General features: G+C 68.7%; 29 protein-coding genes. 16 read left to right on the top strand and 13 right to left on the bottom strand.

Translation table 11 applies throughout. From position 1 onward, the window contains the following. The first annotated feature begins 2 nt into the window (after nucleotides 1-2). The 4 genes from accC (at nucleotide 3) to radC (ending at nucleotide 4,537) form a co-directional block, all read left to right on the top strand. A complete protein-coding gene (gene accC, locus IQ292_RS00985; protein ID WP_203308442.1) occupies nucleotides 3-1,352 on the top strand; it encodes an acetyl-CoA carboxylase biotin carboxylase subunit in 1,350 nt (449 codons plus the stop codon). A gap of 423 nt (nucleotides 1,353-1,775) precedes the next feature. Next, nucleotides 1,776-2,114, top strand: a complete 339-nt coding sequence (locus IQ292_RS00990; protein ID WP_115377572.1) for a P-II family nitrogen regulator — start codon at nucleotides 1,776-1,778, stop codon at nucleotides 2,112-2,114. Between the two features lie 113 nt (nucleotides 2,115-2,227). Continuing rightward, on the top strand, nucleotides 2,228-3,640 hold the full coding sequence (gene glnA, locus IQ292_RS00995) for a type I glutamate--ammonia ligase (RefSeq protein WP_203308443.1): 1,413 nt from the start codon (nucleotides 2,228-2,230) through the stop codon (nucleotides 3,638-3,640). A 213-nt stretch (nucleotides 3,641-3,853) separates the two neighbouring features. Further along, complete coding sequence (gene radC, locus IQ292_RS01000; RefSeq protein ID WP_203308444.1) at nucleotides 3,854-4,537, top strand: RadC family protein; 684 nt, start codon at nucleotides 3,854-3,856, stop codon at nucleotides 4,535-4,537. A 55-nt stretch (nucleotides 4,538-4,592) separates the two neighbouring features. Here the strand turns inward: radC and IQ292_RS01005 are convergent, their stop codons facing one another. After that, complete coding sequence (locus IQ292_RS01005; RefSeq protein WP_238940707.1) at nucleotides 4,593-5,141, bottom strand: EF-hand domain-containing protein; 549 nt, start codon at nucleotides 5,139-5,141, stop codon at nucleotides 4,593-4,595. A 230-nt stretch (nucleotides 5,142-5,371) separates the two neighbouring features. Here IQ292_RS01005 and purB point away from each other — a divergent pair, with 230 nt between their 5' ends. Next, complete coding sequence (purB, locus tag IQ292_RS01010; protein ID WP_203308446.1) at nucleotides 5,372-6,694, top strand: adenylosuccinate lyase; 1,323 nt, start codon at nucleotides 5,372-5,374, stop codon at nucleotides 6,692-6,694. A gap of 193 nt (nucleotides 6,695-6,887) precedes the next feature. On the opposite strand, the gene IQ292_RS01015 is transcribed toward purB, so the two are convergent. Together IQ292_RS01015 and IQ292_RS01020 are read right to left on the bottom strand one after the other, a co-directional pair. After that, nucleotides 6,888-7,340 carry a TM2 domain-containing protein gene (locus IQ292_RS01015; RefSeq protein WP_203308447.1) on the bottom strand — a complete coding sequence of 151 codons (453 nt, stop codon included), beginning with the start codon at nucleotides 7,338-7,340 and terminating at the stop codon, nucleotides 6,888-6,890. Between the two features lie 67 nt (nucleotides 7,341-7,407). After that, entirely contained in the window at nucleotides 7,408-7,923 is a 516-nt protein-coding gene (locus IQ292_RS01020; protein WP_203308448.1) for a thioredoxin family protein, read from the bottom strand. A 171-nt stretch (nucleotides 7,924-8,094) separates the two neighbouring features. On the opposite strand from IQ292_RS01020, the gene IQ292_RS01025 reads away from it, so the two are divergent. Continuing rightward, nucleotides 8,095-8,286 carry a hypothetical protein gene (locus tag IQ292_RS01025; RefSeq protein WP_203308449.1) on the top strand — a complete coding sequence of 64 codons (192 nt, stop codon included), beginning with the start codon at nucleotides 8,095-8,097 and terminating at the stop codon, nucleotides 8,284-8,286. A gap of 10 nt (nucleotides 8,287-8,296) precedes the next feature. On the opposite strand, the gene IQ292_RS01030 is transcribed toward IQ292_RS01025, so the two are convergent. From IQ292_RS01030 to dnaK, 3 genes are all read right to left on the bottom strand, one after another. Further along, nucleotides 8,297-8,746, bottom strand: coding sequence for a hypothetical protein (locus IQ292_RS01030; protein ID WP_203308450.1), 450 nt, complete (start codon nucleotides 8,744-8,746; stop codon nucleotides 8,297-8,299). Nucleotides 8,747-8,783: 37 nt separating this feature from the next. Then, nucleotides 8,784-9,908, bottom strand: a complete 1,125-nt coding sequence (gene dnaJ / locus IQ292_RS01035; protein ID WP_203308451.1) for a molecular chaperone DnaJ — start codon at nucleotides 9,906-9,908, stop codon at nucleotides 8,784-8,786. Between the two features lie 115 nt (nucleotides 9,909-10,023). Beyond that, complete coding sequence (dnaK, locus tag IQ292_RS01040; protein WP_203308452.1) at nucleotides 10,024-11,931, bottom strand: molecular chaperone DnaK; 1,908 nt, start codon at nucleotides 11,929-11,931, stop codon at nucleotides 10,024-10,026. 160 nt (nucleotides 11,932-12,091) lie between these two features. Between dnaK and IQ292_RS01045 the strand changes: the two genes are divergently transcribed. From IQ292_RS01045 to IQ292_RS17760, 3 genes are all read left to right on the top strand, one after another. Continuing rightward, nucleotides 12,092-12,538, top strand: coding sequence for a copper chaperone PCu(A)C (locus tag IQ292_RS01045; protein ID WP_203308453.1), 447 nt, complete (start codon nucleotides 12,092-12,094; stop codon nucleotides 12,536-12,538). Between the two features lie 13 nt (nucleotides 12,539-12,551). Beyond that, nucleotides 12,552-13,010, top strand: coding sequence for a vgr related protein (locus IQ292_RS01050; RefSeq protein ID WP_203308454.1), 459 nt, complete (start codon nucleotides 12,552-12,554; stop codon nucleotides 13,008-13,010). Between the two features lie 63 nt (nucleotides 13,011-13,073). Then, on the top strand, nucleotides 13,074-13,817 hold the full coding sequence (locus IQ292_RS17760; RefSeq protein ID WP_210356906.1) for a methyl-accepting chemotaxis protein: 744 nt from the start codon (nucleotides 13,074-13,076) through the stop codon (nucleotides 13,815-13,817). 4 nt (nucleotides 13,818-13,821) lie between these two features. Here the strand turns inward: IQ292_RS17760 and IQ292_RS01060 are convergent, their stop codons facing one another. After that, a complete protein-coding gene (locus IQ292_RS01060) occupies nucleotides 13,822-15,060 on the bottom strand; it encodes a threonine synthase (protein ID WP_203308456.1) in 1,239 nt (412 codons plus the stop codon). A gap of 70 nt (nucleotides 15,061-15,130) precedes the next feature. On the opposite strand from IQ292_RS01060, the gene IQ292_RS01065 reads away from it, so the two are divergent. Further along, nucleotides 15,131-15,388, top strand: coding sequence for a BrnT family toxin (locus IQ292_RS01065; RefSeq protein WP_203308457.1), 258 nt, complete (start codon nucleotides 15,131-15,133; stop codon nucleotides 15,386-15,388). After that, complete coding sequence (locus tag IQ292_RS01070; protein WP_203308458.1) at nucleotides 15,381-15,635, top strand: BrnA antitoxin family protein; 255 nt, start codon at nucleotides 15,381-15,383, stop codon at nucleotides 15,633-15,635. Before IQ292_RS01065 ends, IQ292_RS01070 begins: the two co-directional genes overlap by 8 nt. Before the next feature lie 7 nt (nucleotides 15,636-15,642). On the opposite strand, the gene IQ292_RS01075 is transcribed toward IQ292_RS01070, so the two are convergent. The 4 genes from IQ292_RS01075 to IQ292_RS01090 are packed head-to-tail and all read right to left on the bottom strand — an operon-like array spanning nucleotide 15,643 to nucleotide 17,993. After that, a complete protein-coding gene (locus tag IQ292_RS01075; RefSeq protein WP_203308459.1) occupies nucleotides 15,643-15,852 on the bottom strand; it encodes a hypothetical protein in 210 nt (69 codons plus the stop codon). 6 nt (nucleotides 15,853-15,858) lie between these two features. Further along, on the bottom strand, nucleotides 15,859-16,419 hold the full coding sequence (gene grpE, locus IQ292_RS01080) for a nucleotide exchange factor GrpE (protein WP_203308460.1): 561 nt from the start codon (nucleotides 16,417-16,419) through the stop codon (nucleotides 15,859-15,861). A gap of 15 nt (nucleotides 16,420-16,434) precedes the next feature. After that, complete coding sequence (hrcA, locus tag IQ292_RS01085) at nucleotides 16,435-17,475, bottom strand: heat-inducible transcriptional repressor HrcA (protein ID WP_203308461.1); 1,041 nt, start codon at nucleotides 17,473-17,475, stop codon at nucleotides 16,435-16,437. Between the two features lie 5 nt (nucleotides 17,476-17,480). Further along, a complete protein-coding gene (locus IQ292_RS01090; RefSeq protein WP_203308462.1) occupies nucleotides 17,481-17,993 on the bottom strand; it encodes a DUF6438 domain-containing protein in 513 nt (170 codons plus the stop codon). Between the two features lie 969 nt (nucleotides 17,994-18,962). Between IQ292_RS01090 and rph the strand changes: the two genes are divergently transcribed. Genes rph through IQ292_RS01105 form a run of 3 tightly spaced genes read left to right on the top strand, consistent with a single transcriptional unit; the run spans nucleotide 18,963 to nucleotide 20,972 of the window. Then, a complete protein-coding gene (gene rph / locus IQ292_RS01095; RefSeq protein WP_203308463.1) occupies nucleotides 18,963-19,679 on the top strand; it encodes a ribonuclease PH in 717 nt (238 codons plus the stop codon). Beyond that, entirely contained in the window at nucleotides 19,676-20,302 is a 627-nt protein-coding gene (rdgB, locus tag IQ292_RS01100) for an RdgB/HAM1 family non-canonical purine NTP pyrophosphatase (protein ID WP_203308464.1), read from the top strand. The genes rph and rdgB overlap by 4 nt, the downstream gene beginning before the upstream one ends. 4 nt (nucleotides 20,303-20,306) lie before the next feature. Then, nucleotides 20,307-20,972: a GNAT family N-acetyltransferase gene (locus IQ292_RS01105; RefSeq protein ID WP_203308465.1), complete on the top strand. Its 666-nt coding sequence runs from the start codon at nucleotides 20,307-20,309 to the stop codon at nucleotides 20,970-20,972. Here the strand turns inward: IQ292_RS01105 and IQ292_RS01110 are convergent. Next, complete coding sequence (locus IQ292_RS01110; RefSeq protein ID WP_203308466.1) at nucleotides 20,966-21,538, bottom strand: CAP domain-containing protein; 573 nt, start codon at nucleotides 21,536-21,538, stop codon at nucleotides 20,966-20,968. The genes IQ292_RS01105 and IQ292_RS01110 overlap by 7 nt on opposite strands. Nucleotides 21,539-21,550: 12 nt before the next feature. Between IQ292_RS01110 and hemW the strand changes: the two genes are divergently transcribed. After that, nucleotides 21,551-22,864 (top strand): radical SAM family heme chaperone HemW, encoded by a 1,314-nt coding sequence (hemW, locus tag IQ292_RS01115; RefSeq protein WP_203308467.1) that lies wholly within the window; start codon nucleotides 21,551-21,553, stop codon nucleotides 22,862-22,864. 40 nt (nucleotides 22,865-22,904) lie between these two features. Here hemW and IQ292_RS01120 read toward each other — a convergent pair whose 3' ends face one another. Beyond that, entirely contained in the window at nucleotides 22,905-24,107 is a 1,203-nt protein-coding gene (locus IQ292_RS01120) for a penicillin-binding protein activator (protein WP_203308468.1), read from the bottom strand. Between IQ292_RS01120 and rsmI the strand changes: the two genes are divergently transcribed. Further along, a complete protein-coding gene (rsmI, locus tag IQ292_RS01125; protein WP_203308469.1) occupies nucleotides 24,106-24,951 on the top strand; it encodes a 16S rRNA (cytidine(1402)-2'-O)-methyltransferase in 846 nt (281 codons plus the stop codon). The two genes, IQ292_RS01120 and rsmI, sit on opposite strands and share 2 nt — an antisense overlap. Nucleotides 24,952-24,967 lie beyond the last annotated feature (16 nt).

Here is a 24,967-nt window from a genome sequence, read left to right on the forward strand (position 1 = left end):
TCATGCGTCCGATCAAAAAGCTGCTGATCGCCAATCGCGGCGAGATCGCACTGCGCATCCACCGCGCCTGCCGCGAGATGGGCATCCGCACCGTCGCGGTACATTCGACCGCCGATGCCGATGCCATGCACGTACGCCTGGCGGACGAGGCGATCTGCATCGGGCCGCCGGCGGCGGCGGACAGCTACCTCAACATCCCGAACATCATCTCGGCCGCCGAGATTTCCGGTGCGGATGCGATCCACCCGGGCTATGGCTTCCTGTCGGAAAACGCCCGGTTCGCCGAGATCGTCGAGCTTCACAACCTGCTCTTCGTCGGCCCCAAGCCCGAACATATCCGCACCATGGGCGACAAGATCGAGGCAAAGCGCACCGCGGGCGCGCTCGGCCTGCCGCTGGTGCCGGGATCGGATGGTCCGATCAGCGATCTGGCCGAGGCAAAGGCCATCGCGGCGCGCGCCGGCTATCCCGTGATCATCAAGGCGGCGTCGGGCGGCGGCGGCCGCGGCATGAAGGTCTGCCAGTCCGAGGATCAGCTGGAGACGCTGATGCAGCAGGCGGGGACGGAGGCGAAGGCCGCGTTCGGCGACGCCACCGTCTATCTCGAGAAGTACCTGGGCAATCCCCGGCACATCGAATTTCAGGTGTTCGGCGACGGCAACGGCAATGCCATCCATCTCGGCGAGCGCGACTGTTCGCTTCAGCGCCGCCACCAGAAGGTGCTCGAAGAGGCGCCCTCGCCTGTCATTTCCGCGGAAGAGCGCGCGCGCATGGGCGGCATCGTCGCCAAGGCGATGGCTGACATGGGCTATCGCGGTGCGGGCACGATCGAATTCCTGTGGGAAGACGGCGAATTCTACTTCATCGAGATGAACACCCGCCTGCAGGTTGAACATCCCGTGACGGAGATGATCACCGGTCTCGATCTCGTCCGCGAGCAGATTCGCGTCGCCGAAGGGCATCCGCTGACGTTGCGGCAGGAGGACGTGCAGTTCCGCGGCCATGCGATCGAATGCCGCATCAACGCCGAGGACCCGCGCAGTTTCACGCCCTCGCCGGGCCTGGTGAAGCAATATCATGCACCGGGCGGCATGCACGTGCGCGTCGATTCGGGCCTCTACGCGGGTTACAAGGTCCCCCCCTATTACGATTCGATGATCGCCAAGCTGATCGTCTACGGGACGACCCGCGAGGGCGCGCTGCGCCGTCTGCGCCGCGCGCTGGAGGAGTTCGTGATCGACGGGATGAAGACGACCATTCCGCTGCACCAAGCCCTGCTCGACGATCCGGAATTCCAGCAGGGCGACTATACGATCAAGTGGCTCGAGGAGTGGCTCGCGCGCCAGGACTGACCGTCACCGACGGCATGATTGCATCGGGGGGGGGCCGTAAGGCCGCCCCCCTTTTTGCGCAAAGGCTGGTCCGGTTCAGGGTGAAACGCTGACGGCATCGGCCGGCTCCTGATCGATCCTGTTGCCAGGATTCCCCCTTTCCCGCTGCTGGATGACGCGTAATGCGCTGTCGCTCGCCCGCAGCGTCGCAATCGACCGACGACCGTCGCCAGTCTCAGCGATGCATCCAGCATCACGGATCGATGCAGGCTCTTGCCGGTCCGACGGACACACGTGCGCAAAAACCGGGCAGATCACGATCGGCTGCCGCGCAAACAGGCATCATAAATCCCAGAATCCCCGTTGTTGGAAGTGTCCGCTGCTGGCACAATCGGCACCGGTCGCCCGCCCGGGCGAAGCGGCATCATGAAGGGCATTTTCGCGGTGAAGAAGGTCGAAGCCATCATCAAGCCGTTCAAGCTGGATGAGGTGAAGGAAGCGCTGCACGAGATCGGCGTGAGCGGCATCACGGTGACCGAGGCGAAGGGATTCGGACGGCAGAAGGGCCATACCGAATTGTATCGCGGCGCCGAATATGTCGTCGACTTCCTACCCAAGGTTAAGCTGGAGGTCGTCGTCGACGACGCCCTGACCGAGCGCGTCGTCGAGGCGATCGCCGCCGCGGCGCAGACCGGCCGCATCGGCGACGGCAAGATCTTCGTCATCCCGGTCGAAACGGCGCTGCGCATTCGCACCGGCGAACGCGATGAAGCAGCGATCTGACGCAATCTGACATCTACGTCATTTGACGCGGTGCAGCATAAGGCGTTCAATCGCACCGCACCGACCCGTACCGGCCAGTTCCGGCCGACCTTTTCGAGAGCAAGGGGCTTACCATGGCGACGACTGCCAGCGACATCCTGAACAAGATCAAGGACGAGGAGATCGAGTGGATCGATCTCCGCTTCACCGACCCCAAGGGCAAGTGGCAGCACCTCACCATGGTCGCCTCGATCCTGGGCGAGGACGAGCTGACCGACGGGCTGATGTTCGACGGTTCGTCGATCGCGGGGTGGAAGGCGATCAACGAGTCGGACATGATCCTGAAGCCGGATCTCGACGCGGTCTACACCGATCCCTTCTCGGCCACGCCGATGCTGATCGTGTTCTGCGACGTCGTCGAGCCGTCGACCGGCGAACTCTACGCACGCGACCCCCGCTCGACCGCGAAGCGGGCCGAGGCCTATCTTAAGACCACCGGCATCGGCGACACCGTCTACGTCGGTCCGGAAGCCGAATTCTTCATGTTCGACAACGTGCAGTTCGACACGAACTATGCCGGCTCGTACTTCAAGATCGACGACATCGAGCTGCCGACCAACACGGGTCGCGACTATGAGGGCGGCAACCTCGGCCACCGTCCGCGCGCGAAGGGCGGCTATTTCCCCGTCGCGCCGGTCGACTCGGCCGTCGACATCCGCGGCGAGATGGTCTCGACGATGCTCGAGATGGGCCTGCCCTGCGACAAGCACCACCACGAGGTGGCGGCGGCACAGCACGAGCTTGGCCTCACCTTCGGCACGCTGACCACCACCGCCGACCGCATGCAGATCTACAAGTATGTCGTGCACCAGGTCGCACATGCCTATGGCAAGTCGGCGACCTTCATGCCCAAGCCGATCAAGGAAGATAACGGCTCCGGCATGCACACCCACTTCTCGATCTGGCAGGGCAAGGAGCCGCTGTTCGCGGGCAACGGCTATGCCGGCCTGTCGGATACCTGCCTCTATTTCATCGGCGGCATCATCAAGCATGCCAAGGCGGTGAACGCCTTCACCAACCCGACCACCAACAGCTACAAGCGGCTGGTGCCGGGCTATGAGGCGCCGGTGCTGCTCGCCTATTCGTCGCGCAACCGGTCGGCGTCGTGCCGCATTCCGTACGGCACGGGCGCCAAGTCGAAGCGCGTCGAAGTGCGCTTCCCCGATGCGATGGCCAACCCCTATCTCGCCTATGCGGCGCTGATGATGGCGGGCCTCGACGGCATCCAGAACAAGATCCATCCCGGCGAGGCGATGGACAAGAACCTGTACGACCTGCCGCCGGCGGAGCTTTCGCAGGTGCCGACCGTATGCGCGTCGCTGCGGGAGGCGCTTGAGTCGCTCTCCGCGGACCATGACTTCCTGCTCAAGGGCGACGTCTTCTCGAAGGAGCAGATCGAAGCCTATATCGAGCTGAAGTGGGAAGAGGTCGCGCGTTGGGAGATGACTCCGTCGCCGGTCGAATACGACATGTACTACAGCGCCTGATCGAGCGGGCCGGCGGTTCGCCGACGGCCTGTGACGGCGACAAGCCAAAAGAGGGCGGGCGTCCGGAGCGATCCGGACGCCCTTCTCTTTCCATCCCTTGCCCCGTCGCATCGGCACTCTGGGTCAGCCCCTCCGGTCCCGCGCCGCCGCATCCTGTGCGGCGGCCCTGCCTTGCCCCTTTCCCCCCGGGGATCCGAACGCTAGCCTCTCCCGATGGCCGAAAGCCCCGACGACACTGTGGGACATCGCGCGCGGCTGCGTCGCCGGTTGCTCGGACATGGTGGCGAGGCCCTGCTCGACCACGAACTTATCGAATACCTCCTTGCACTCGCGATTCCGCGCCGGGACACCAAGCCGCTCGCCAAGGCGCTGTTGCGCGAATTCGGCGGCATCGGCGGCCTGCTCACCGCCGATGCGGAGGCGATCGCACGCGTACCCGGCATGGGCGAAACCAGCGCGGCGGCGATCAAGATCGCCCATGCCGCCGCCCTCCGGCTGCTCCAGGCAGACGTCGCGGAGCGCCCCGTCCTAGGCAACTGGCAGGCGCTGCTCGACTATCTGCGTGCCGACATGGCGCATCACACGATCGAACGCTTCCGCGTCCTTCACCTCAACACGCGCAACATGCTCATCCGCGACGAGGTGATGAGCGAGGGGTCGATCGACGAAACCGCCGTCTATGTGCGCCAGGTGATCCGGCGCGCCATCGACTTCGGATCGGCGGCGGTCATCCTCGTCCATAACCACCCGTCGGGCGATCCCTCCCCCAGCCGCGCGGATATCGAGATCACCCGGGCGATCGCCGACGCGGGCAAACGACTGCACATCGCTGTCCATGACCACCTGATCATCGGGCTGCACGGCCATGTCAGCCTGCGCGCGCAGGGGCTGATCTGATGCGAGCGGGCCGCCGGATCGCTCCGGCGGCCCTCGATCGATCATTCCCGAAAGATCAGGACTTACCCTGGGTCAGGAACCCGAGCAGCTCGGCCTTGCTGATCTCCTTGTTCCGATCCTTGTCCGCCTGGGTGAAGGCGGCGCCCAGCCACTTTTTAGTCGCGGCGCTATCGGCCGATGCGGTGGGATCGCTCTTTTCCTTGAGCTTGAGCATCCAACTGTCGAATTCCGCCCGCGTCAGCTGTCCGTCCTTGTTCGCATCGTAGGACGGGAACTCGGTGTCGACGATGCTGGCGACTTGGGCCGGACCGCTGGCGGGTTGCGCGGCGGGTTGCTGGGCGGCGGCCGTCGCATCCGCATTCCCCGACGGGGTCGCGGCCGCGTCTGCCGACGTCGCCTGCGCGGTTTGCGGTGCAGCCTGTTCTGCCGGCGCAGCCGCATCTGCCGGCTGTGCTGCTGGCGAGGACTGCGTCGTGGCACTCTGATCCTTGACAGTCGCCGGATCGGTTGGCGTGATCGCGGTACGACCGGGCTGCGTCTGCGGCTGATTTGCCGTCGTCTGCGCAAGTGCCGGTGCAGCAATCGTCATCGCGCCGGCGAGCAAAGCATATTTCAACATCTGCTTGTCTCCCATCGTCGTTCGAAACGTTACGCACGATGATCTTAGGCCACCGTGGCATCTATTTCATATGGGTAAACAGGTACGGGCTTTCAACGGTTCCGCACCGGACCGTTTGTCGCCGCGCGACCACTTTGCTAACGCGCCGCAGGAAACCACGAGTCGCGACGAAACCGACGCGGCGAGCCGTGCCCCCGACAGGACGAAGGAACCCCATGGTCCCCCGCTATTCCCGCCCCGACATGACCGCCATCTGGACGCCGGAGGCGCGCTACCGCATCTGGTTCGAGATCGAGGCGCACGCCACCGACGCGCTCGCCCAACTGGGCGTCGTGCCGCAGGAGGCCGCCGATGCGCTGTGGGCGTGGTGGCGGACCGATCCGGTCATCGACGTCGCCGCGATCGACGCGATTGAGGCGGTGACCAAGCACGACGTCATCGCCTTCCTGACCTGGGTCGCCGAACATGTCGGAGAGCAGGCGCGCTTCATGCACCAGGGCATGACCTCGTCCGACGTGCTCGACACGACGCTGGCGGTGCAGCTGGCGCGTGCGGCGGACATATTGATCGCCGATCTTGACGGACTGCTCGCGGTACTGGAGCGGCGTGCGCGGGAGCACAAGCTGACGCCGACGATCGGACGCAGCCACGGCATCCACGCCGAACCCGTCACCTTCGGCCTCAAGCTGGCGCAGGCCTATGCGGAATTCGATCGATGCCGGACCCGGCTGATCGCCGCGCGGGCGGATATCGCGACCTGCGCCATCTCCGGTGCGGTCGGCACCTTCGCCAACATCGACCCGCGCGTCGAGGCGCATGTCGCCCAGAAGCTGGGCCTGGCGATCGAACCCGTCTCGACCCAGGTCATCCCCCGCGATCGCCATGCGATGTTCTTCGCGACGCTGGGCGTCATCGCCTCGTCGATCGAGCGGCTGGCCACCGAGGTCCGCCACCTGCAGCGGACCGAGGTGCTGGAGGCGGAGGAATATTTCAGCCCCGGCCAGAAGGGCTCGTCCGCCATGCCGCACAAGCGCAACCCGGTGCTTACCGAGAACCTGACCGGCCTCGCGAGGATGGTGCGCGGCTATGTCACGCCGGCGCTGGAGAATGTCGCGCTGTGGCACGAGCGCGACATCAGTCATTCGTCGGTCGAGCGCTACATCGGGCCGGATGCGACGATCACGCTGGACTTCGCGCTGGCGCGGCTGACCGGCGTGGTCGACAAGCTGCTCGTCTATCCGGCGCGGATGCAGAAGAACCTCGACCGGATGGGTGGCCTGGTGCATTCGCAGCGCGTGCTGCTGGCGCTGACGCAGGCCGGCGTCAGCCGCGAGGACGCCTATCGGCTGGTCCAGCGCAACGCGATGAAGGTGTGGGAAAGCGACGGCGCGCTGTCGCTGCTCGACCTGCTCAAGGCCGATGCCGAGGTGACGGCGGCGCTGTCGCCGGCGGAGATCGAGTCGCGCTTCGACCTCGACTATCACCTGCGCCATGTCGATACGATCTTCGACCGCGTCTTTCCGAAGCGCGCGGACTAGAGTTTGATCCACCTGCGTGGAAGCGGTACCGGCCCTCACCCCCACCCGGCCGCCCACACAGCGTATCCTCGATGGGCGGCCGGGTGGGGGTGAGGGCCGGTACCGCGCCGATCCAGCTTTGCTGGATCGCACACTAACCGACCCCGACGCCCCGGCCGTCCGCCGGGGCGCGCCCGCCGTCCCGGCGTCGCGTTCAGGTGGTGCGCGGGTAGCGTGCGGCGAATTCACGGTCGGACATGATCAGATAGCGGATCGTGTCGACCAGCGCCCAGATGCCCGTCACGAACAGTCCGACGATCGTGATCGACAGGATCAGCATGACCACACCGCTGCCGGTCCGACCCAGATAGAAACGGTGGATGCCGAGCGTGCCGAGGAAGAAGGCGAGCAGGGCGGCGACCAGCTTGTTACGGTCGGTGACGGGCGCCTCGGGCTTGGGCGGCAGCGTCACAGCGCCGCGTTCGCCCGGCATGGGAAAGACGCTCAGCGCCCGGTCATCGGCGGCTTCGAAGTCCACCGCCATGCCCACCGCCGGTTCGCCGCGCGTCGCCCAGTCGGTCTGGGCGAAGCGATAGCGCCGCCCGTCGTCCCCGGCGACGAGGCCCTCCCCCGTCCTGACGTCGACGCCCAGTACCTTGCCCCGCATAGATGCTCACATTCGCTATCGACGCGATGATGCGGCATTTACGCGCGGCCGCAAGGGGGCAGGCGCCTTACCCCACCCAGCCCGCGATCCAGTCGGCCAGCGCCTGGGGCGTCAGGCTGCGCGCATCGGCGAGCGCGGTCTCGCGGCCGGCGTTGACGAGGCGGTTGGTCTTCGGGTCGACGATGAGCACGGCCGGCACGCCGGCGAGACGCCCCTTGATGCCGTAGCTTTCGGGAATGTCGAGATTCTGGTCGAAGCGGCCGACGTCGACCGTCACCACCTCGAAATGTTTCGCGACGAACGGCTTCATCTGCGGCAGGTCCATCACGCCCGCGAGCAGGCGGCAGTCGAGGCACCAATTGCCGCCCAGATCGATCAGCAGCCGCTTGTGCGCCTTGATCGCGCGTGCGCGCGCCGCGGCGATCTCCGCCTTCGCATTGCCGGCGTGATAGGGCAGCGGCAGCGGCTGCGGCAAAGCGTCGAACTTGGCGACATTCACCCGCGGCGCCGCGACGGGCGCCGCGGCGGGCAGCATCAGCGCGGCGGCGGCGGCGAGCGACAAGACGACGGGCGAACGATTCATGACGGCTCTCCGAAGAAGGGACCCTGCAATTGGAGCTGGGATCGGCGGCCGACGCAAGATAGGTCTGCTGCCCTGCCCGCAATGGCGGATTGCGGGCCCCGGCGCGATTCGCATCGGCGCGATCGAACCGGAGCCGGCGCGCGACGTTGGTGCGGCAGCAGGAGCACGCGCATGTTCGTCGATTTCCGGGACCAGCCGCCGCCGCCCCGCTGGGAGCCGAAGCCCGTCCGCAAGACGCCCCAGCTGTCGAAACGGCAGCAGGATACGCTGGCCGCCATCATCGGCATCAACATGCTGTTGCTGCTGATCGCGCCGATCGGCGGTGCGACCGTGATCCAGGCGATCGTCGCGCTGTTCCGCTGACGGCGCCACGTCACGCGGCGCGCCTTCGGTCACCGTCCCGATCGTCGTTCGCGGCCGCCCTGCGGGCAGTGCGGCGCGGGGCGCGTGTCGCGCGGTGCATCCCGTGGAAACGCACACGCCCGCCCATCGCGCGCGCGCCGCCGCGCCATGCCGACAATGCCACCGCGACGGTGACAACCGCATCGATACACGCCGACACTTCGATCGACGTCATCCACACAGCCGCGTCCGGCACCGCATAGAGGAGCAACCGAACGGCCGAACCATCCTCGCAAAGCGTCATGACAGCGACGCCGGCAAGGATCACGACAGCCACGGCGACATCGCCCCGACGGATCGCCGCCAGCCGCGCGGCGGGTCGGACCACCAACCAATCGCGCAATACCGCGGAAGAGCCGACCCCCGGCCATAGCAGCATCGCCGCCCAAGCCATCAGGAACGTCGCCGCGATCACCAGCATGTCGCATCCCCCGGAGGGCCCACAGGCCCGATGACGTCTATTCCCCCGCGAACACGTTCCTCAACTTGGCGAAGAAGCCCTGGCTCGCCGGGCATTCGTCGCCCGTCTCGGTCTCTCGGAACAGCTCGAGCAATTCGCGCTGCCGGGTCGATAGCTTGGTCGGCGTCTCCACCTCGATCTGGATGACCAGGTCGCCCTGCCCCCGCCCCTGCAACACCGGCATGCCCGCGCCGCGCTGGCGCAGCTGCTTGCCCGACTGGATGCCGGCCGGGATCTTCACCTCGTGCGTGCGGCCGTCCAGCCCCGGGATCGACAGCGTGCCGCCGAGCGCGGCGGTGGTGAAGCTGATCGGCGCGCGCGCGAACAGCGTCGTGCCTTCGCGCTCGAAGATCGCGTGCCGCTTGATGTGGAGGAAGATGTACAGGTCGCCGGCGGGCGCGCCGCGCGGCCCCGCCTCGCCCTCGCCGGTCAGGCGGATGCGCGTGCCCTCGTCGACGCCCGGCGGGACGTTCACCGCCAGCGTCTTGGTCCGCTCGATCCGGCCGTCGCCACGACAGTCGGCGCACGGATCGGCGATCACCTGGCCCGAGCCCTGGCAGACCGGACAGGCCCGCTCGACGACGAAGAAGCCCTGCTGGGCACGCACCTTACCGTGGCCGCCGCAATGGCGGCAGGTCGTCGCCTGCGTCCCCGGCTTGGCGCCGGAGCCCTGGCAGGTGTCGCACTGCGCGGAGACGTCGACGGTGATCTCCGTCGCCTTGCCATGGAACGCCTCCTCGAGGCTGATCTCCATGTCGTAGCGCAGGTCGGCGCCGCGCCGGGGCTGCGCGCGGCCGCCGCCGCGCCCGCCGCCCATGAACTCGCCGAAGACGCTTTCGAAAATGTCGGAGAAGGCGCCGAAATCCTGCGCCCCGCCACCGCCGCCGCCGCCGTTCTGAAAGGCGGCATGGCCGTAGCGATCATAGGCCGCGCGCTTCTGCGGGTCCTTCAGGACCTCATAGGCCTCGCTGACCGCCTTGAACTTGGCCTCGGAATCCTTGCACCCGGCATTCTTGTCCGGGTGGTACTTCATGGCGAGCTTGCGATAGGCGGACTTGAGCGTCGCACCGTCCGCATCGCGCTCGCATTCGAGCAGCTCGTAATAGTCGACCGTGGTGCTCATGCCCGCCCTCTACGCAAACCTCTCCCGTCCTCGGTGAAAGGTCACAAAAGTCGCAGTGTTTGCGGGTCTTTCGTGACCGATCACCGGAAAACGGGAGCCGGCCTTCTTACGCCTTTTACGCCTTGTGGTCGTCGACTTCCGAGAATTCGGCGTCGACGACGTCTTCCGCCTTCGCCTCCTCGGCCGTCGCACCGCCCTGGGGCGAGGCATCGGCCTGCTGCTGCTTCTCGTAGATCGCCTGGCCGAGCTTCATCGCGACCTGCGCGAGCGACTGCGCCTTTTCGGTCATGCGATCGGCGTCGTTCGACTCGACGGCGGCCTTGGCCTCGTCGATCGCCGCCTGAATCTCCGACTTCAGCGACTCGTCGACCTTGTCGCCATTGTCGGCCAGCTGGCGCTCCGTGGTGTGGATCAGGCTTTCGGCGTTGTTCTTCGCCTCGGCCGCCGCACGGCGCTTCTTGTCCTCTTCGGCGAACTGCTCGGCGTCGCGGACCATCTGCTCGATGTCGCTGTCCGACAGACCACCAGAGGCCTGGATGCGGATCTGCTGCTCCTTGCCCGTACCCTTGTCCTTCGCGGAAACGTTGACGATGCCGTTGGCGTCGATGTCGAACGTCACCTCGATCTGCGGCACGCCGCGCGGCGCCGGCGGGATGCCGACGAGGTCGAACTGGCCGAGCAGCTTGTTGTCCGCCGCCATCTCGCGCTCGCCCTGGAACACGCGGATCGTCACCGCGCCCTGGTTGTCGTCCGCGGTCGAATAGGTCTGCGACTTCTTGGTCGGGATCGTCGTGTTGCGGTCGATCATGCGGGTGAACACGCCGCCCAGCGTCTCGATGCCCAGCGACAGCGGGGTCACGTCGAGCAGCAGCACGTCCTTGACGTCGCCCTGCAGCACGCCCGCCTGGATGGCGGCGCCCATCGCCACGACCTCGTCCGGGTTGACGCCGGTGTGCGGGTCCTTGCCGAAGAAGGTCTTCACCGCCTCGCGGACCTTGGGCATGCGCGTCATGCCGCCGACGAGGACGACCTCGCTGATGTCGCTGGTCTTCACGCCGGCATCGGCGAGCGCCTTCTTCATCGGCTCGATCGTGCGCTGGATCAGGCCGTCGACCAGACGCTCCAGATCGGCGCGGCTGATCGTCTTGACCAGATGCTTCGGCCCGTTCTGGTCGGCGGTGATGAACGGCAGGTTGACCTCGGTCGAGGCCGCGGACGACAGCTCGATCTTGGCCTTCTCGGCCGCTTCCTTCAGGCGCTGCAGCGCGAGCTTGTCCTTGGTGAGGTCGATGCCCTCATCCTTCTTGAAGCCCTCCGCCAGGTAATCGACCAGCTTGTTGTCGAAATCCTCGCCGCCCAGGAAGGTGTCGCCGTTGGTCGCCTTCACCTCGAACACGCCGTCGCCGATCTCGAGGATCGAGACGTCGAAGGTGCCGCCGCCCAAGTCGTAGACCGCGATCGTCTTGCCGTCCTGCTTCTCCAGGCCATAGGCCAGCGCCGCCGCGGTCGGCTCGTTGATGATGCGCAGCACCTCGAGGCCCGCGATCTGGCCGGCGTCCTTGGTCGCCTGGCGCTGCGCGTCGTTGAAATAGGCCGGCACGGTGATGACCGCCTGGGTCACCGTCTCGCCCAGATAGCTCTCGGCGGTTTCCTTCATCTTCTGCAGCGTGAAGGCGCTGATCTGCGACGGGGAATAATCCTTGCCACCCGCCTGCACCCATGCGTCGCCGTTGCCGCCGCGCACGATGTGGTACGGGACCAGCTCGGTGTCCTTCTTGGTGATCGGATCGTCGAAGCGGCGGCCGATCAGGCGCTTCACCGCGAAGATCGTGTTGTCGCCATTGGTCACCGCCTGACGCTTCGCCGGCTGGCCGACCAGACGCTCGCCGTCCTTGGCGAAGGCGACAATCGACGGCGTGGTGCGCGCGCCCTCGGCGTTCTCGATCACCTTGGGCTTGCCGCCCTCCATCACCGCGACGCAGCTGTTGGTGGTGCCGAGATCGATCCCGATTACTTTAGCCATACGTGCTTAACCCTAGCCCCTCACAAACGAAAACACTGGAGGACACGCCCCGTTACGGCAGCGCAATCTCTCCGTCTCGGCGGGCGATATAGGTGGGGTTCGCCTTGCCGCAAGAACCGCCATTCCATAGAGCGGCAGGAAGGTTCCCGTCCGGAGACACATGATGGTGCGATATCTGCTGCCGCTGGCGATCGCGGCCACGCTGGCGGGTTGCGTCAAGCCCGATCCGCTGACGATGACCGATGCCTGGGTACGGTTGCCGGCGGTACCCGGACGCCCGGCCGCCGGCTATTTCACGCTCCACGGCGGTACCGTCGCGCAGACGATCGTCGCCGCCAATTCCGACGTCTCGCTGCGCGCGGAGATGCACGAAAGCACCGGGGGCGGCGGCGGACCGGCCGGGATGACGTCGCTGTCGACGGTAACGCTTCCGGCCAACGCGCCACTGGTGTTCGGGCCGGGCGGCCGGCACCTGATGCTATTCGGCGTCAACCCGGCGGTGAAGCCGGGCGACCGCGTGACGCTGAGCGCGACGCTGTCGAACGGCCGGCGCATCGCGGCGCGGGCCGTGGTCGTCGCCGCCGGGGCGCCGGCGCCGTCCTTCTGACGGTGGCGGACCGATGGCCGTGAGCGCGCGTCCCCTCACCCCCGGCGAGATCGCCCTGGCGCGCGGCGTCTTCCACGACTCGATCGACTATGCGCAGGTGCGGATCGCGCGGCGCAAATGGGCCTTCTTCCAGCCGCGCGACACGGTGATGGCGCCGAGCGGCTGCATCCATTTCCATCCGGCCGGCACCGCCTATCGCGACGATTTCGCCGCCGCCGCGCTGACCGATCAGGGTCTGTTCGTGCACGAGATGGTGCATATCTGGCAGCATCAGCGCGGCATCTTCCTGCCGCTCGTCCGGCACCCCTTCTGCCGGTACGATTATGCGCTGAAGCCCGGCCAGCCGCTGCACCGCTACGGCATCGAGCAGCAGGGAGAGATCGTGCGGCACGCCTTCCTGCTGCGCCACGGCGCGGTCATTCCCGGCGCCCCGCCCCTGACCCAATATGAGACATTGCTGCCCTTCCGATAAACGATGCGATCCCGATCCGTCCGTTTTGAGACATTTAACGATTTAACCTTAGTCAAAATCGGTATGGCATCACGGTCTCCATCCAGCGTTCCGCCTGATACTCGCAATCGCCTGTCCGCGATCACCCGCGATCCGGCGATCCCCGCCGCGCTGGCGCAAATCTGGTCGCTCCTCGAGCGCACGCTGCTCGATCAGTGCAAGGCCTTCTGCCACGATCCGCTGTCGCGCAGGCTCTATCCCCCCGATATGTCGCGCGAGGCGCTCGAGCAGCGCGAACACGCCTATACCCGCGCCAAGTTTCTCGGGCCGTTCGACGAGGCCCTGGCGCAGGAGATGGAGGCGCGCGGGCGGCGCTATGCCGCCAACGGCGGCGACCCGGACGATTATCTGGACGGCCTGATCGAGAACTACCGGGTGCGCGACGCGATGATGCGGCAGGCGCTGGGCGAGCGCGTGGCGGACTATGCGGAACTGAGCAACGCGCTGCATCTGTTCGGCATGGTCGACATCCGCGCCTTTGCCGCCGGCGCCGCCGCGCATCGCTACGCGCAGGAGAGCGCGCTGCGCGGCAATCTGTCGGCGACCATGGAGGAGGTGGCGCGGATCGTCACCTCGATCGAGACGATCAGCACCCAGACCAATCTCCTCGCGCTCAACGCCTCGATCGAGGCGGCACGCGCCAACGAACACGGGCGCGGTTTCGCGGTCGTCGCGCAGGAGGTGAAGCGGCTCGCGCAGGCGACGCGCGAGGCCGCCGCGCAGGCCGGCGTGCTGCTGGCGGCGACGGAGCGCGACGCCGCCGCCTGAGGCGTCAGAGCGCGTCGAAATCGATCGGCTGGTGACGATCGAGCCAGTTCGGCGCCTCCGGCATCGGATATTTGAGTCCGGTGGCGCAGTTGAACAGCACGACCTTTTCCTCGGCATCGACCTCGCCGGTCCGCAGCGCCTCGCGATAGGCGGCGAGCGTCGCGCCCCCTTCCGGGCAGAGCAGCAGGCCGTCCTGCCGCGCGCAATCGTCGACCGCCTTGAGGATCGCCGGATCGCCGACGCCGAGCGCCTTGCCGCCGCTTGCCCGCACCGCGCGCAGGATCAGGAAATCGCCGACCGCGCGCGGCACGCGGATGCCCGCCGCGACGGTATGCGCATCCTCCCAGCGCTCGGCATGTTCCACACCTTCCTCGAAGGCGCGGACGATCGGCGCGCAGCCGCTCGCCTGCACCGCATACATGCGCGGCCGTTCGGAGCCGATCCAGCCGAGCGCCTCCATCTCGTCGAACGCCTTCCACATGCCGATCAGGCCGGTGCCGCCGCCGGTGGGGTAGAAGATCGCGTCCGGCAGCGTCCAGCCGAGCTGCGCGGCGAGCTCGAGCCCCATCGTCTTCTTGCCCTCGATCCGATAGGGCTCCTTCAGCGTCGACAGGTCGAACCACCGCCCTTCCGCCGCGCCCTTGCCGACGATCGCGCCGCAATCGTCGATCAGGCCGTTGACGCGATAGACGCGCGCGCCCTGCAGCGCGATCTCGCGAACGTTCACCTCCGGCGTGTCCTCCGGGCAGAAGACGATCGTCTCGATCCCGACGCGGCTGGCATAGGCGGCGAGCGCGGCACCGGCATTGCCGTTGGTCGGCATCGCGATGGTGCGCACGCCCAGTTCCTTCGCCATCGCCACCGCCATGACGAGGCCGCGCGCCTTGAAGCTGCCGGTGGGCAAGCGCCCCTCGTCCTTGACCAGCACGGTGTCGCCGCCGGCGCTGCGCGATAGGGGGATCAGCGGCGTCTCGATCTCGCCCAGGCTGACGATATTCTCCGTCCTGCGTACCGGCAGCAGCTCGCGCCAGCGCCACAGATCGGTCGGCCGCGCGGCGAGCATCGGCCTGGGCAGGTTCGCGCGCACCGCCTCGAGATCGTAGCGGACGAGCAGCGGCCGCCCGACGCGCGACAGGCCGTGCAGCCGGTCCGCCTCGTACCGCTCCCCCGTCATCGAACATTCGAGGTGCGTGACGAACGTGGGGCGGTCGGTGTTGAGATTAAGGTTACTGCCGAAAGTCATGATGGCGTCCGCTCCATGTTAGGTCCATTTTGGCCATTGATGGGGCCGGGAGGATCGTTAGACCATCCCCATGCCATTCGAGTTCGATTCCGCAAAGGATGCGATTAATCGACGCAAGCACGGCCTGTCGCTGGCCGAGGTCCGGCCGTTCGATCGGGAGCCCAAGGTCGTCCGGGATGACCGCTTTGACTATGGTGAAATTCGCTACCGTGCGTTCGGCAGGGTCGACGGCAAGCCGCACTGCCTAATCTTCACCTTCACCGAAACGGGCGTACGCGTTATAAGTTATCGGCGCGCTCGAGAGAAGGAGCTTCGCCGCTATGAATAAGCCACATCCGTCCGCGCACTTCGATCCCGATGCCGATTTCGACGAAAACCCCGAATGGACGGAGGCGGACTTCGCGCGGGCTCGGCCGGCCCGCGAAGTGCTGCCGCCGCATGTCGCCGCCATGCTGACCGCCGCCCCCCAGAAGGTGACGCTGCGCCTCGATCGGGATGTGATCGCCAAGTTCCGCGCGACCGGGCCGGGCTGGCATGCGCGGATCAACGCGGCGCTCCGCGCGGCGCAGGTCTGACGCGGCCTTAGTCGTCGAATGCAAGCGCCGCCGCCGCGCCGCCCGACAGGTCGAGCGGGCGGTCGGGGGTGACCGGGCATGGGTCCGCGCCCGGCAGGCCCCTGCCATCCGGCCCGCCGCGGCGACGCCGCGCGATCTCGCTGGCTAAGCGCAGCCGCGCCGCCGACAATCGCAGCTCGACCGGCTTGCCGGTCGGCTTGTCGTGGCGCGGCCTCATGCTGCGTTACTCCGGCTTCTTCGCCACCGCGACCAGCGCGGGGCGGAGCAGGCGGTCCTTGATCATATAGCCAGCCTGCATCTCCTGCACGATCGTGCCGGGCTCGGCGTCGCTGGGCATTTCCATCATCGCCTGATGCTTGTTGGGGTCGAGCGTCACGCCCATCGCCTCGACCTTGGTGATGCCGTGGCGGGTGAAGACGCTCTCCAGCTCGCGGCCGGTCGCCTCCAGCCCCGTGACCAGGCCCTTCATCTTGTCGTCCGCGCGCAGCTCCGCGGGGATCGCGGCGAGCGCGCGCGACAGATTGTCGGCCACGGACAGGATGTCGCGGGCGAAATTGGTCGCGGCGTAATTGCGTGCGTCGGCCGCATCCTTTTCGGCACGGCGACGGACGTTCTGGATGTCCGCCTGCGCGTACAAGGTGTCCTGCTTCGCCGCGGCGAGCTGATCCTCCAGCTCCGCGATGCGCCGCGCCGCAATATCGTGCTCCGCCACTTCGGGCGCGGCTTCCGCGGTTTCCTGGCGCAGATCCTCCGCCGCGGCGGATTTGGTCGTCTCGTCGGTCATTCGTATCCCTGTTCTTCAGCCCATGCGTCGGGCCAGCGTTGCCGCCGTGAAATCCACCATGGGCACGACGCGCGCATAGTTCAACCGCGTGGGGCCGATCACCCCCACCACGCCGACGACGCGCCCGCCCGGCCCGCGGAACGGTCGCGCGATCACCGACGAGCCCGACAAGGCGAACAGCTTGTTCTCCGCACCGATGAAGATCCGCGTCGCGTCGCCGGCCCGCGCGCTGTCGAGCAGCGCCGCGATCTCCTGCTTGCCGTCGAGGTCGTCGAGCAGGTCGCGCACCCGTTCCAGGTCCGCCGCCGCCGCCGCATCGATCAGGCGCCCCTGGCCGCGCACGATCAGCACGGGACGGCGCGCGCCGTCCTCGCTCCATACGACGAGCCCCTGTTCGACCAGCGCGCGAGCCGCGCCGTCGAGCATCGCCCGCTCCTCCGCCATCTCGCGCTCGATGCGCGCCCGCGCCTCCGCCAGCGTCAGGCCGCCGAGCGTCGCGGTCATGTAATTGCCCGCCTCCACCAAAGCGGACGGGCTCATGCCCGCCGGCAAGCGGATGACGCGGTTCTCGACCGAGCCGTCCTCGCTGACGATCACCGCCATGCCCTGCGTCGGCGACAGGGCGACGAAGCCGATCGAGCGCAGTGCGAGCTCGCGCTTCGGCACCAGCACAAGCCCCGCGCAGGCGGACAGGCCGGACAGCGCCGCGGTGGTCGCGGCCAGCGCCTCCTCGACCGGGCCACCCGCGCCAGCGCGCGCCTCGATCGCCGCGCGTTCCTCCGCGCTCGGTTCCAGCGCCTGCATCATGCCGTCGACGAACAGGCGCAGGCCGCGCTCGGTGGGGATGCGCCCCGCGCTGGTATGCGGGCTGGCGAGCAGGCCCAGCTCCTCCAGCTCCTGCATGACGCCGCGGATCGACGCCGGCGATAGGTTGAGGCCCGACGCCGCGGCGATCGTCTTCGACCCCACCGGCATGCCGTTTTCGACATAGCCGTCGACCACCGCGCGGAAGATGTCGCGCGCGCGATCGGTCAGTTCGGTGACGGGCGGAGCCATGCCTCCTATTTAGGACGCCGCGTCGTGCCGATAAAGTCGGCAATCGGCAGCGCTTTCGGCGCGTCCGCCAGCCGCCGGAACAGCGCCGCGTTGCGGTCCATGTCGCAACCGAAATAGGCGTGCAGATGCGACGGCGGCGCCGCCCCGCCGGTCCAGCGGACGTCGACGGTGATCTGATCGGTGGCGATGGTGCGGCAGGCCGGTTTGCCGCCGAGCAGGCGCTCCGACCTCGGCCGGTCACCGCGCAGGCGGTCGCGGAAGGCCGCGAATTGCGCCGGGGCGACGCGGAACCGCTGTGACCCCGTCACCGCGGTGAAGCGGCCGCCCTCGAAAAGCCCCTCCCCCGTCGACGACACGGTGACGCGATACGACGGGCAGAAGCCGAAACACGGCCCCGTTTCGTAGACGATACGCTCGGGGGCCGGCCGCGCCGATGCGGCGGTCGCGCCGGTGGTCGCTGCGGCCAAGGCGACCAAAGCGGCGGACGCGGCCGATATTGCCCGAATCACGCTCTTCATCCGTTTTCCCCTTCCCTGCATGAAGGTCCCCCTCCCGCGCATCCGTTTCCCCGTTCGTCATCCCGGCGCACGCCGGGATCCATGGATGCGATATGGTCGCAGTCTCGCACGAAACCGGCGTTCCGCAACCATGGGTCCCGGCGTTCGTCGGGATGACGAAGGGGTCGGGCGTTAGGGAATGGCAGGTTCGCCCCGTCACCGTCATTCCCGCGAAGGCGGGAATCCAGACACGATGCCGTCGCGCTACCAGCCGGCACAGTCGAGGTTCTGGATTCCCGCCTTCGCGGAAATGACGAAGGCGGCCGACGCGGCCGATACCGCCTAATAATGCTCCTCATCCGTTTCCCCGTTCCGTGCAGGCGGTTCCCCCTTCCGCGCATCCGTTTGCTCCTTCGTCATCCCGGCGCACGCCGGGATCCACGGATGCGATGGGGCCGTAGGATCGCACGCAACCGGCGTTTCGCAACCATGGGTCCCGGCGTGCGCCGGGACGACGAAGGGGGGCAAATGGGGCATGGCAGGTTCGCCCCGTCACCGTCATTCCCGCGCAGACGGGAATCCAGACACGCCGCCGTCGCGCTTTCAGCCGGATCGCCCGAGGTCATGGATTCCCGCCTTCGCGGGAATGACGAAGGCGGCCGACGCGGCCGATACCGCCTGAATCATGTTTTTCATCCGTTTCCCCCTTCGTCATCCCGGCGCATGCCGGGATCCACGGATGCGTTGGGGTCGCAGGATCGCACGAAACCGGCGTTTCGCAACCATGGGTCCCGGCGTTCGCCGGGACGACGAAGGGGCCCGGGAATGACGGAAGGGCCCGGGAGCGACGTAAGCCGCCGGGCGGCGGAGGTCCCGAGTGACGGAGGGCCCGGGGTGACGAAACTGCGGGAACGACCGGCGGAGCGGCAACGGCTGGCGTCACCTTCCCGTCCGGTCTATCGCCGCGACTGACCAGATAAGGAGATACGAATGCGCCCCAGCGGACGCGCCCCCGACCAGATGCGTGCCATCACGATCGAGCCGCATTTCACCCGCCATGCGGAAGGATCGGTGCTGATCGGCTTCGGCGACACGCGCGTGCTCGTCACCGCCAGCGTCGAAGAGCGCGTGCCCCCCTTCCTGCGCGGCAAGGGCGAGGGCTGGGTCACCGCCGAATACGGCATGCTGCCCCGCGCCACGCACACCCGCGGCAGCCGCGAAGCCGCGAAGGGCAAGCAGTCCGGCCGCACGCAGGAAATCCAGCGCCTGATCGGCCGCAGCCTGCGTTCCGTCATGGACATGAAGCTGCTCGGCGAGCGCCAGATCACGCTCGACTGCGACGTCATCCAGGCGGACGGCGGCACGCGGACGGCGTCGATCTCCGGCGCCTGGGTGGCGATGCGCCTTGCGGTCAATCGCCTGCTCGCCGAGGGCAAGCTGACCGTCGACCCGATCAAGCAGAAGGTCGCGGCCGTCAGCTGCGGCATCCATCAGGGCACGCCGGTGCTCGACCTCGACTATATCGAGGATTCCGCCGCCGACGCCGACGCCAATTTCGTGCTGCTCGAGAATGGCCATATCGCGGAGGCGCAGGCCACCGCCGAGCACGCGACCTATGACGAGGAGGCGCTGCTGCGCCTGCTGCGCCTCGCACGCATGGGCTGCGCGGAGATCTTCGCCGCGCAGGACCGGGCGGTGACGGCGTGAGCGGGGAAGGCCCGCAGCCGCAGGCGATCCGCAAGCTCCAGCCCGGCAAGCTGGTGATCGCCAGCCACAACCAGGGCAAGGTCGCCGAATTCCGCGAGCTGCTCGCACCCTATGGCGTCGAGCTGCTGTCGGCGGCGGAACTGGACCTGCCCGAACCGGAGGAAACCGGCACGACCTTCGTCGCCAATGCGGAACTGAAGGCGCTGTCGGCGGCGGACCTGTCGGGCCTGCCCGCCCTATCCGACGACAGCGGCCTGTGCGTCGAGGCGCTGGGCGGCGATCCCGGCCTGTTCTCGGCGCGCTGGGCGGGGCCGGACAAGGATTTCGGCATGGCGATGCGTCTGGTCGAGGACCGCCTGTCGGAAGAGCCGGAAACGCCGCGCGAGGCGCATTTCATCTGCGCGCTGGCGCTCGCCTGGCCCGATGGTCATGTCGAATGGTTCGAGGGCCGGGTCGACGGCTGCATCGTCTGGCCGCCGCGCGGCGACAAGGGCCATGGCTATGACCCGATCTTCCAGCCGCTCGGCCACGACCAGACCTTCGCGGAGATCGATCCGGCGGTGAAGAACGCGATCAGCCACCGCGCGGATGCGTTCCGCCAGCTGACCGACGCGGTGTTCTGACCCGGTGCCGGGGTCGGAGACGGCCGTCGATCCCGACCTCGTCCGCGGCTGGCTCGCCGCGCGCTCGCTGTCGCGCGGGCTGCCCGCGCCGGTCGCCGACCATGGCGGCTGGCGCGTCGACACCGACGATGCGGAGGAGCGCCGCCGCTACGTCTTCGCGACGGCCGGTGAGGGCCTGGTAGCCCTTGCCGGGTCGATCGACGCGCCGCGCGTCTTCGTGAAGCTCTGCGCCGATGCGGCGGCGCTGCGTGCGCTGCTGCCGCCGCGCTGGTCGGTCCTACCGTCCAATTGCATGATGGTGCGCGCGGCGCCCGGCCCCGCGCCAGCGATCCCCGCCGGCTATCGCGCCATGGTGGAGCGGCGCGGCGCCGTCACGCGCGTCGATCTGGTAACGCAGGACGGTCGCCCGGCCGCGCGCGGGTTCGCGGCCGAGCACGATGGCGTCTTCTGCTACGACCGGATCGTCACGGAGGAGGCGCACCGGCGCCGCGGGCTGGGCCGTGCGCTGATGGCGACGCTGGCGACGGCGCGTCGGGACCCGACCGCGCGCGAGGTGCTGACGGCGACGCCGATGGGCCGCGCGCTGTACGCGACGATCGGCTGGCGGGTGTACGTCCCCTATACGACCGCGGTCATCCCGGACGCCGACGGCGCCGGCAAAGGTCAATAAGCGCGCCAGCCGACGACATTGCCGGGCGGGCTGTAGCGGCAGACCAGATAATCGTCGCGCGCGTTGCTGGCGAGCGCGCAGCCGACCTCGGTCGAGCCCCGCCAGACGATCTGGGAATAATGGCCGACGTCCCCGAACGTCCCGGTGCGGCTGGCGGCGGGGACCGGCAGGTTGACGAAATCCTTCCGCTCCGCGAGCCAGTGGCCCATCATCTCCGCATAGTCATAGGCGTCGCGCGTGCCGGTCCACAGGTTTTCGCCCTGGCGGCCGGGCCCCATCGGCTGATGCGCATGTTCGAAGCGTCCGGTACGCGCCATCTCCTCGGCATAGGCCCTGGCCGACACGGCGAGCGCGTCGCTCCACGCGATCGGCGGGGTGCCGACCGCCGCGCGGGCGACATTGTGGCTGTCGATGACCGCCCCGCGCAACAGCGCCTCGCCCCGCGCCGCCGGCGCCTGCGTTTCGCGCCGCTCGACGACGCGCTCCGGGCCAGGCTGGGCGCAGGCGCTGGCGAGGAACAGCAGGGCGATGGCGAGATGCTGGCGTTTGAACCACATCGCCGCCATATCGGCGCCACCATGACCCCCGACAAGACGCCGCTCGCGCTCTACGTCCACTGGCCGTTCTGCGTCTCGAAATGCCCCTATTGCGACTTCAACAGCCATGTCCGCGACACGGTCGACCAGGCGGCGTGGCGCGACGCCTTGCTTGCGGATCTGGCGCACGAGGCGGCGCAGCTGCCGGGGCGGACGCTGGGCTCGGTCTTCTTCGGCGGCGGCACACCGTCGCTGATGCCACCGGCGACGGTGGCGGCGATCCTCGACGCCGCGCAGACTTATTGGCCACCCGAGCCGGATGTCGAGATCACGCTGGAGGCCAATCCGTCGTCGGTCGAGGCGGCGCGCTTCGCCGACCTTGCGGCCGCGGGGGTGAACCGCGCGTCGCTGGGCCTGCAGGCGCTCGACGATGCGGCGCTGCGCTTCCTCGGCCGCGCGCACGACGTGAAGGAGGGGCTGGGCGCGCTCGATGTCGCGCAGGCGACGTTCGCGCGGGTCAGCATCGACCTGATCTGCGCCCGCCCCGACCAGACATTGGCGGCCTGGCAGGCGGAGCTGGCGCGCGCGCTGGCGTTCGGCACCGAGCATCTGTCGCTCTACCAGCTGACGATCGAGCCTGGCACGCGCTTCGCCACCGAGGCGGCGAAGGGCCGGCTGACGCTGCCCGACAGCGACGATGCGGCGGACCTGTTCGAGGCGACGCGACAGATGACCGCCGCTGCCGGCCTGCCCGCCTATGAGACGTCGAACCATGCCAGACTGGGCGCGGAGAGCCGCCACAACCTGACCTACTGGCGCTATCGCGACTATGCCGGCATCGGCCCGGGCGCGCACGGGCGGCGCGGCGGCATGGCGACGCAGCGGCGGCGCAAGCCGGAGAACTGGCTTGCCGCGGTCGCCCGCAACCGCCACGGGATCGAGGCGGAAACCTGCCTGACGCCGCACGAACGCGCCACCGAGGCGCTGGTGATGGGGCTGCGCCTGCGCGAGGGGGTCGACCTGGCGCATGTCGCGGCGCTCGCCGGGGGCCAGGCGCCCGTCGTCGACAGCGCCGTCGACCGGCTGGTCGCGCAGGGCATGGCGGTGTGCGACGGCGAGCGGCTGCGGATCACCGAGGCGCTGGTGATGGGGCTGCGCCTGCGCGAGGGGGTCGACCTGGCGCATGTCGCGGCGCTCGCCGGGGGCCAGGCGCCCGTCGTCGACAGCGCCGTCGACCGGCTGGTCGCGCAGGGCATGGCGGTGTGCGACGGCGAGCGGCTGCGGATCACCGAGGCGGGCGCACTGCTGCTCGACGCGATCCTGCCGCTGGTGGTGGCGGACGCAGCCACTGCCTGAAGCGCGATCCGGCGCGGCTGGATCAGGGCGGCGCCGGCCCTTACCCCCCGAAGCCGGTCGGTGCGGGCGAGACCGTGACCGTCGTGCCGTCGCGGATCTCCTGCACCTCCAGCGCCCGCTCGGCGACGCCGTCGCGCCCGAAGCGGAAGGCGCCGTCGATCCCGGCGAAGCCGTCCGAGTCGCGCAGCCGGCTCTCGGGGAAGGGGCGGCCGACGGGCCAGTCGCGCGCGATCCGGACCGTCAGCAGCACCGCGTCATAGCCCAGGCTCGAGAGGCGATAGGGCGCCGCGCCGTAGCGGGCACGGTATTTGGTCGCATATTGGCGATAGAGCGTATTGCCGACACTGGCGAACCAGGCGCCGGACAGGCCGGGCCTGGCGGCAATGCCGCTTTCGGAATTCCACAATTCGGTCCCGAGGATGCGCGTGTCCGCGCCCGCGCCGCGCCGCACCAAGGGCGCGGCGGCGGCGGCGGTCGGGCCTGCATCGGCGATCAGCACCGCGCCATAGGGCGCCTTCGCCGACAGTCGCGTCACCGCCGCCTGCACCCCGCCGCTCGTCCGGCTGTAGGTCTGGAGCGAGACGACCTGTCCGCCCGCCCCCTCGACGCTGCGCAGGAAGGCGGTCGAGGCGCGCTCGCCATAGAGGCCGTTGGGGACGAGGCCGGCAAAGCTCGTGACGCCGCGGCCGCGCGCATAGGCGACGACCCGCGCGATCGACTGAGACGGGACATAGCCCATCAGATAGGTACCGTTGCCCCCCAGGCTGGTGTCGTTGGAGAAGCTGAGCACCGGTACGCCCGCCGCATGCGCGACCGGCGCCACGGCGCGGACGTCGTCGGCGAGCAACGGCCCGAGGATCAGCTGCGCGCCTTCCTGAATCGCGCGCTGCGCCGCGGCGGCGGCGCCGGTGGCGGTGTCGTAGTTGGTGATGCGGACCTTGTCGGTGCCCGTGTCGAGCACGGCCAGCATCGTCGCATTGGCGATGGAGCGGCCGACGCCGGCGTTGCTCCCGGACAGCGGCACCAGCAGCGCGACGCGGTTGCGCTGCGTGTCGCGCGGCAGGCCGGGCTCGACGGCCGGCGCGGGACGGTTGGCCTGCGAGCGGACCGGCCGCTGCTCGGGCGATTCGACCGGCCCGCGCGGGACCACCGTCGAACAGGCGGCGAGCGCCGCCGCCGCGGCGATCGCCAGCCAGCGCCCAAGCCTGCCCGCAGGCTGTCCAATCGTTCCCGCCTCTGCCATGACCGCTCCCGTGAATGCTTTAGAACCAGGCCTCTACATCGTCGCGACACCGATCGGCAATCTTGCTGACCTGTCGCCGCGCGCCGCCGACATCCTGTCCCGCGCCGACGTGATCGCGGTGGAGGACAGCCGCGTCACCGCCGGGCTGCTCCGCCATATCGGGATAAAGCGGCCGATGCTGCCCTATCACGACCATAATGCGGAGGGCGTGCGGCCGGGCCTGGTCGCCCGCATGGCGCGCGAGGCGGTGGCGCTCGTCTCCGACGCCGGGACGCCGTTGATCTCCGATCCCGGGTACAAGCTGGTCCGCGACGCGCGTGCGGCGGGGCATACGGTGGTGACGATCCCCGGCCCCTGCGCCGCCGTGGCCGCGCTGACGCTCGCCGGCCTGCCGACGGACCGGTTCCTGTTCCTCGGCTTCCTGCCGCCCAAGGCCAAGGCGCGCAGCGACGCCATCGCCGAGGTCGCGGCGGTGCGGGCGACTTTGGTGCTGTACGAATCGGGGCCGCGGCTGGCCGCCTGCCTGGCGGCGCTGGCCGAGGGCCTCGGCGACCGGGAGGCGGCGGTGACGCGCGAGATCACCAAGAAGTTCGAGGAGGCGGTGGCCGGGACGCTGTCGACGCTCGCCGCCCGCTACGCCGATGCGCCGCCCAAGGGCGAGATCGTCGTCGTCGTCGCGCCGCCCGGCGAAGCGGCGCCCTCGACGATCGAAGATGCGGACGCCGCGCTCGTGGAGGCGATGACCCGCCTGCCCCTCGCCAAGGCGGCGGGCGAGGTGGCGAAGCGGCTCGGCCTCGACCGCAAGACGCTCTACGCGCGCGCGCTGGCGCTCAAGGACGGATGATCCCCGCCCGCCGGCC

The organism is Sphingomonas beigongshangi, from assembly GCF_016820445.1.
Lineage (GTDB): Bacteria > Pseudomonadota > Alphaproteobacteria > Sphingomonadales > Sphingomonadaceae > Sphingomonas > Sphingomonas beigongshangi.

Excerpts from the sequence above, each read along its gene's own strand:
- hemW (WP_203308467.1), top strand. The coding sequence starts at position 21,551 with ATGACCCCCGACAAGACGCCGCTCGCGCTCTACGTCCACTGGCCGTTC.
- IQ292_RS01060 (WP_203308456.1), bottom strand. The coding sequence starts at position 15,060 with ATGACTTTCGGCAGTAACCTTAATCTCAACACCGACCGCCCCACGTTC.
- rsmI (WP_203308469.1), top strand. The coding sequence starts at position 24,106 with ATGACCGCTCCCGTGAATGCTTTAGAACCAGGCCTCTACATCGTCGCG.
- dnaK (WP_203308452.1), bottom strand. The coding sequence starts at position 11,931 with ATGGCTAAAGTAATCGGGATCGATCTCGGCACCACCAACAGCTGCGTC.
- hrcA (WP_203308461.1), bottom strand. The coding sequence starts at position 17,475 with ATGGCTCCGCCCGTCACCGAACTGACCGATCGCGCGCGCGACATCTTC.
- IQ292_RS01020 (WP_203308448.1), bottom strand. The coding sequence starts at position 7,923 with ATGAATCGTTCGCCCGTCGTCTTGTCGCTCGCCGCCGCCGCCGCGCTG.
- IQ292_RS01075 (WP_203308459.1), bottom strand. The coding sequence starts at position 15,852 with ATGAGGCCGCGCCACGACAAGCCGACCGGCAAGCCGGTCGAGCTGCGA.
- IQ292_RS01120 (WP_203308468.1), bottom strand. The coding sequence starts at position 24,107 with ATGGCAGAGGCGGGAACGATTGGACAGCCTGCGGGCAGGCTTGGGCGC.
- IQ292_RS01070 (WP_203308458.1), top strand. The coding sequence starts at position 15,381 with ATGAATAAGCCACATCCGTCCGCGCACTTCGATCCCGATGCCGATTTC.
- radC (WP_203308444.1), top strand. The coding sequence starts at position 3,854 with ATGGCCGAAAGCCCCGACGACACTGTGGGACATCGCGCGCGGCTGCGT.
- rph (WP_203308463.1), top strand. The coding sequence starts at position 18,963 with ATGCGCCCCAGCGGACGCGCCCCCGACCAGATGCGTGCCATCACGATC.
- accC (WP_203308442.1), top strand. The coding sequence starts at position 3 with ATGCGTCCGATCAAAAAGCTGCTGATCGCCAATCGCGGCGAGATCGCA.
- IQ292_RS01050 (WP_203308454.1), top strand. The coding sequence starts at position 12,552 with ATGGCCGTGAGCGCGCGTCCCCTCACCCCCGGCGAGATCGCCCTGGCG.
- dnaJ (WP_203308451.1), bottom strand. The coding sequence starts at position 9,908 with ATGAGCACCACGGTCGACTATTACGAGCTGCTCGAATGCGAGCGCGAT.
- IQ292_RS01015 (WP_203308447.1), bottom strand. The coding sequence starts at position 7,340 with ATGCGGGGCAAGGTACTGGGCGTCGACGTCAGGACGGGGGAGGGCCTC.
- grpE (WP_203308460.1), bottom strand. The coding sequence starts at position 16,419 with ATGACCGACGAGACGACCAAATCCGCCGCGGCGGAGGATCTGCGCCAG.
- purB (WP_203308446.1), top strand. The coding sequence starts at position 5,372 with ATGGTCCCCCGCTATTCCCGCCCCGACATGACCGCCATCTGGACGCCG.
- IQ292_RS17760 (WP_210356906.1), top strand. The coding sequence starts at position 13,074 with ATGGCATCACGGTCTCCATCCAGCGTTCCGCCTGATACTCGCAATCGC.
- IQ292_RS01025 (WP_203308449.1), top strand. The coding sequence starts at position 8,095 with ATGTTCGTCGATTTCCGGGACCAGCCGCCGCCGCCCCGCTGGGAGCCG.
- IQ292_RS01045 (WP_203308453.1), top strand. The coding sequence starts at position 12,092 with ATGATGGTGCGATATCTGCTGCCGCTGGCGATCGCGGCCACGCTGGCG.
- IQ292_RS01065 (WP_203308457.1), top strand. The coding sequence starts at position 15,131 with ATGCCATTCGAGTTCGATTCCGCAAAGGATGCGATTAATCGACGCAAG.
- IQ292_RS01030 (WP_203308450.1), bottom strand. The coding sequence starts at position 8,746 with ATGCTGGTGATCGCGGCGACGTTCCTGATGGCTTGGGCGGCGATGCTG.
- glnA (WP_203308443.1), top strand. The coding sequence starts at position 2,228 with ATGGCGACGACTGCCAGCGACATCCTGAACAAGATCAAGGACGAGGAG.
- IQ292_RS01110 (WP_203308466.1), bottom strand. The coding sequence starts at position 21,538 with ATGGCGGCGATGTGGTTCAAACGCCAGCATCTCGCCATCGCCCTGCTG.
- IQ292_RS01090 (WP_203308462.1), bottom strand. The coding sequence starts at position 17,993 with ATGAAGAGCGTGATTCGGGCAATATCGGCCGCGTCCGCCGCTTTGGTC.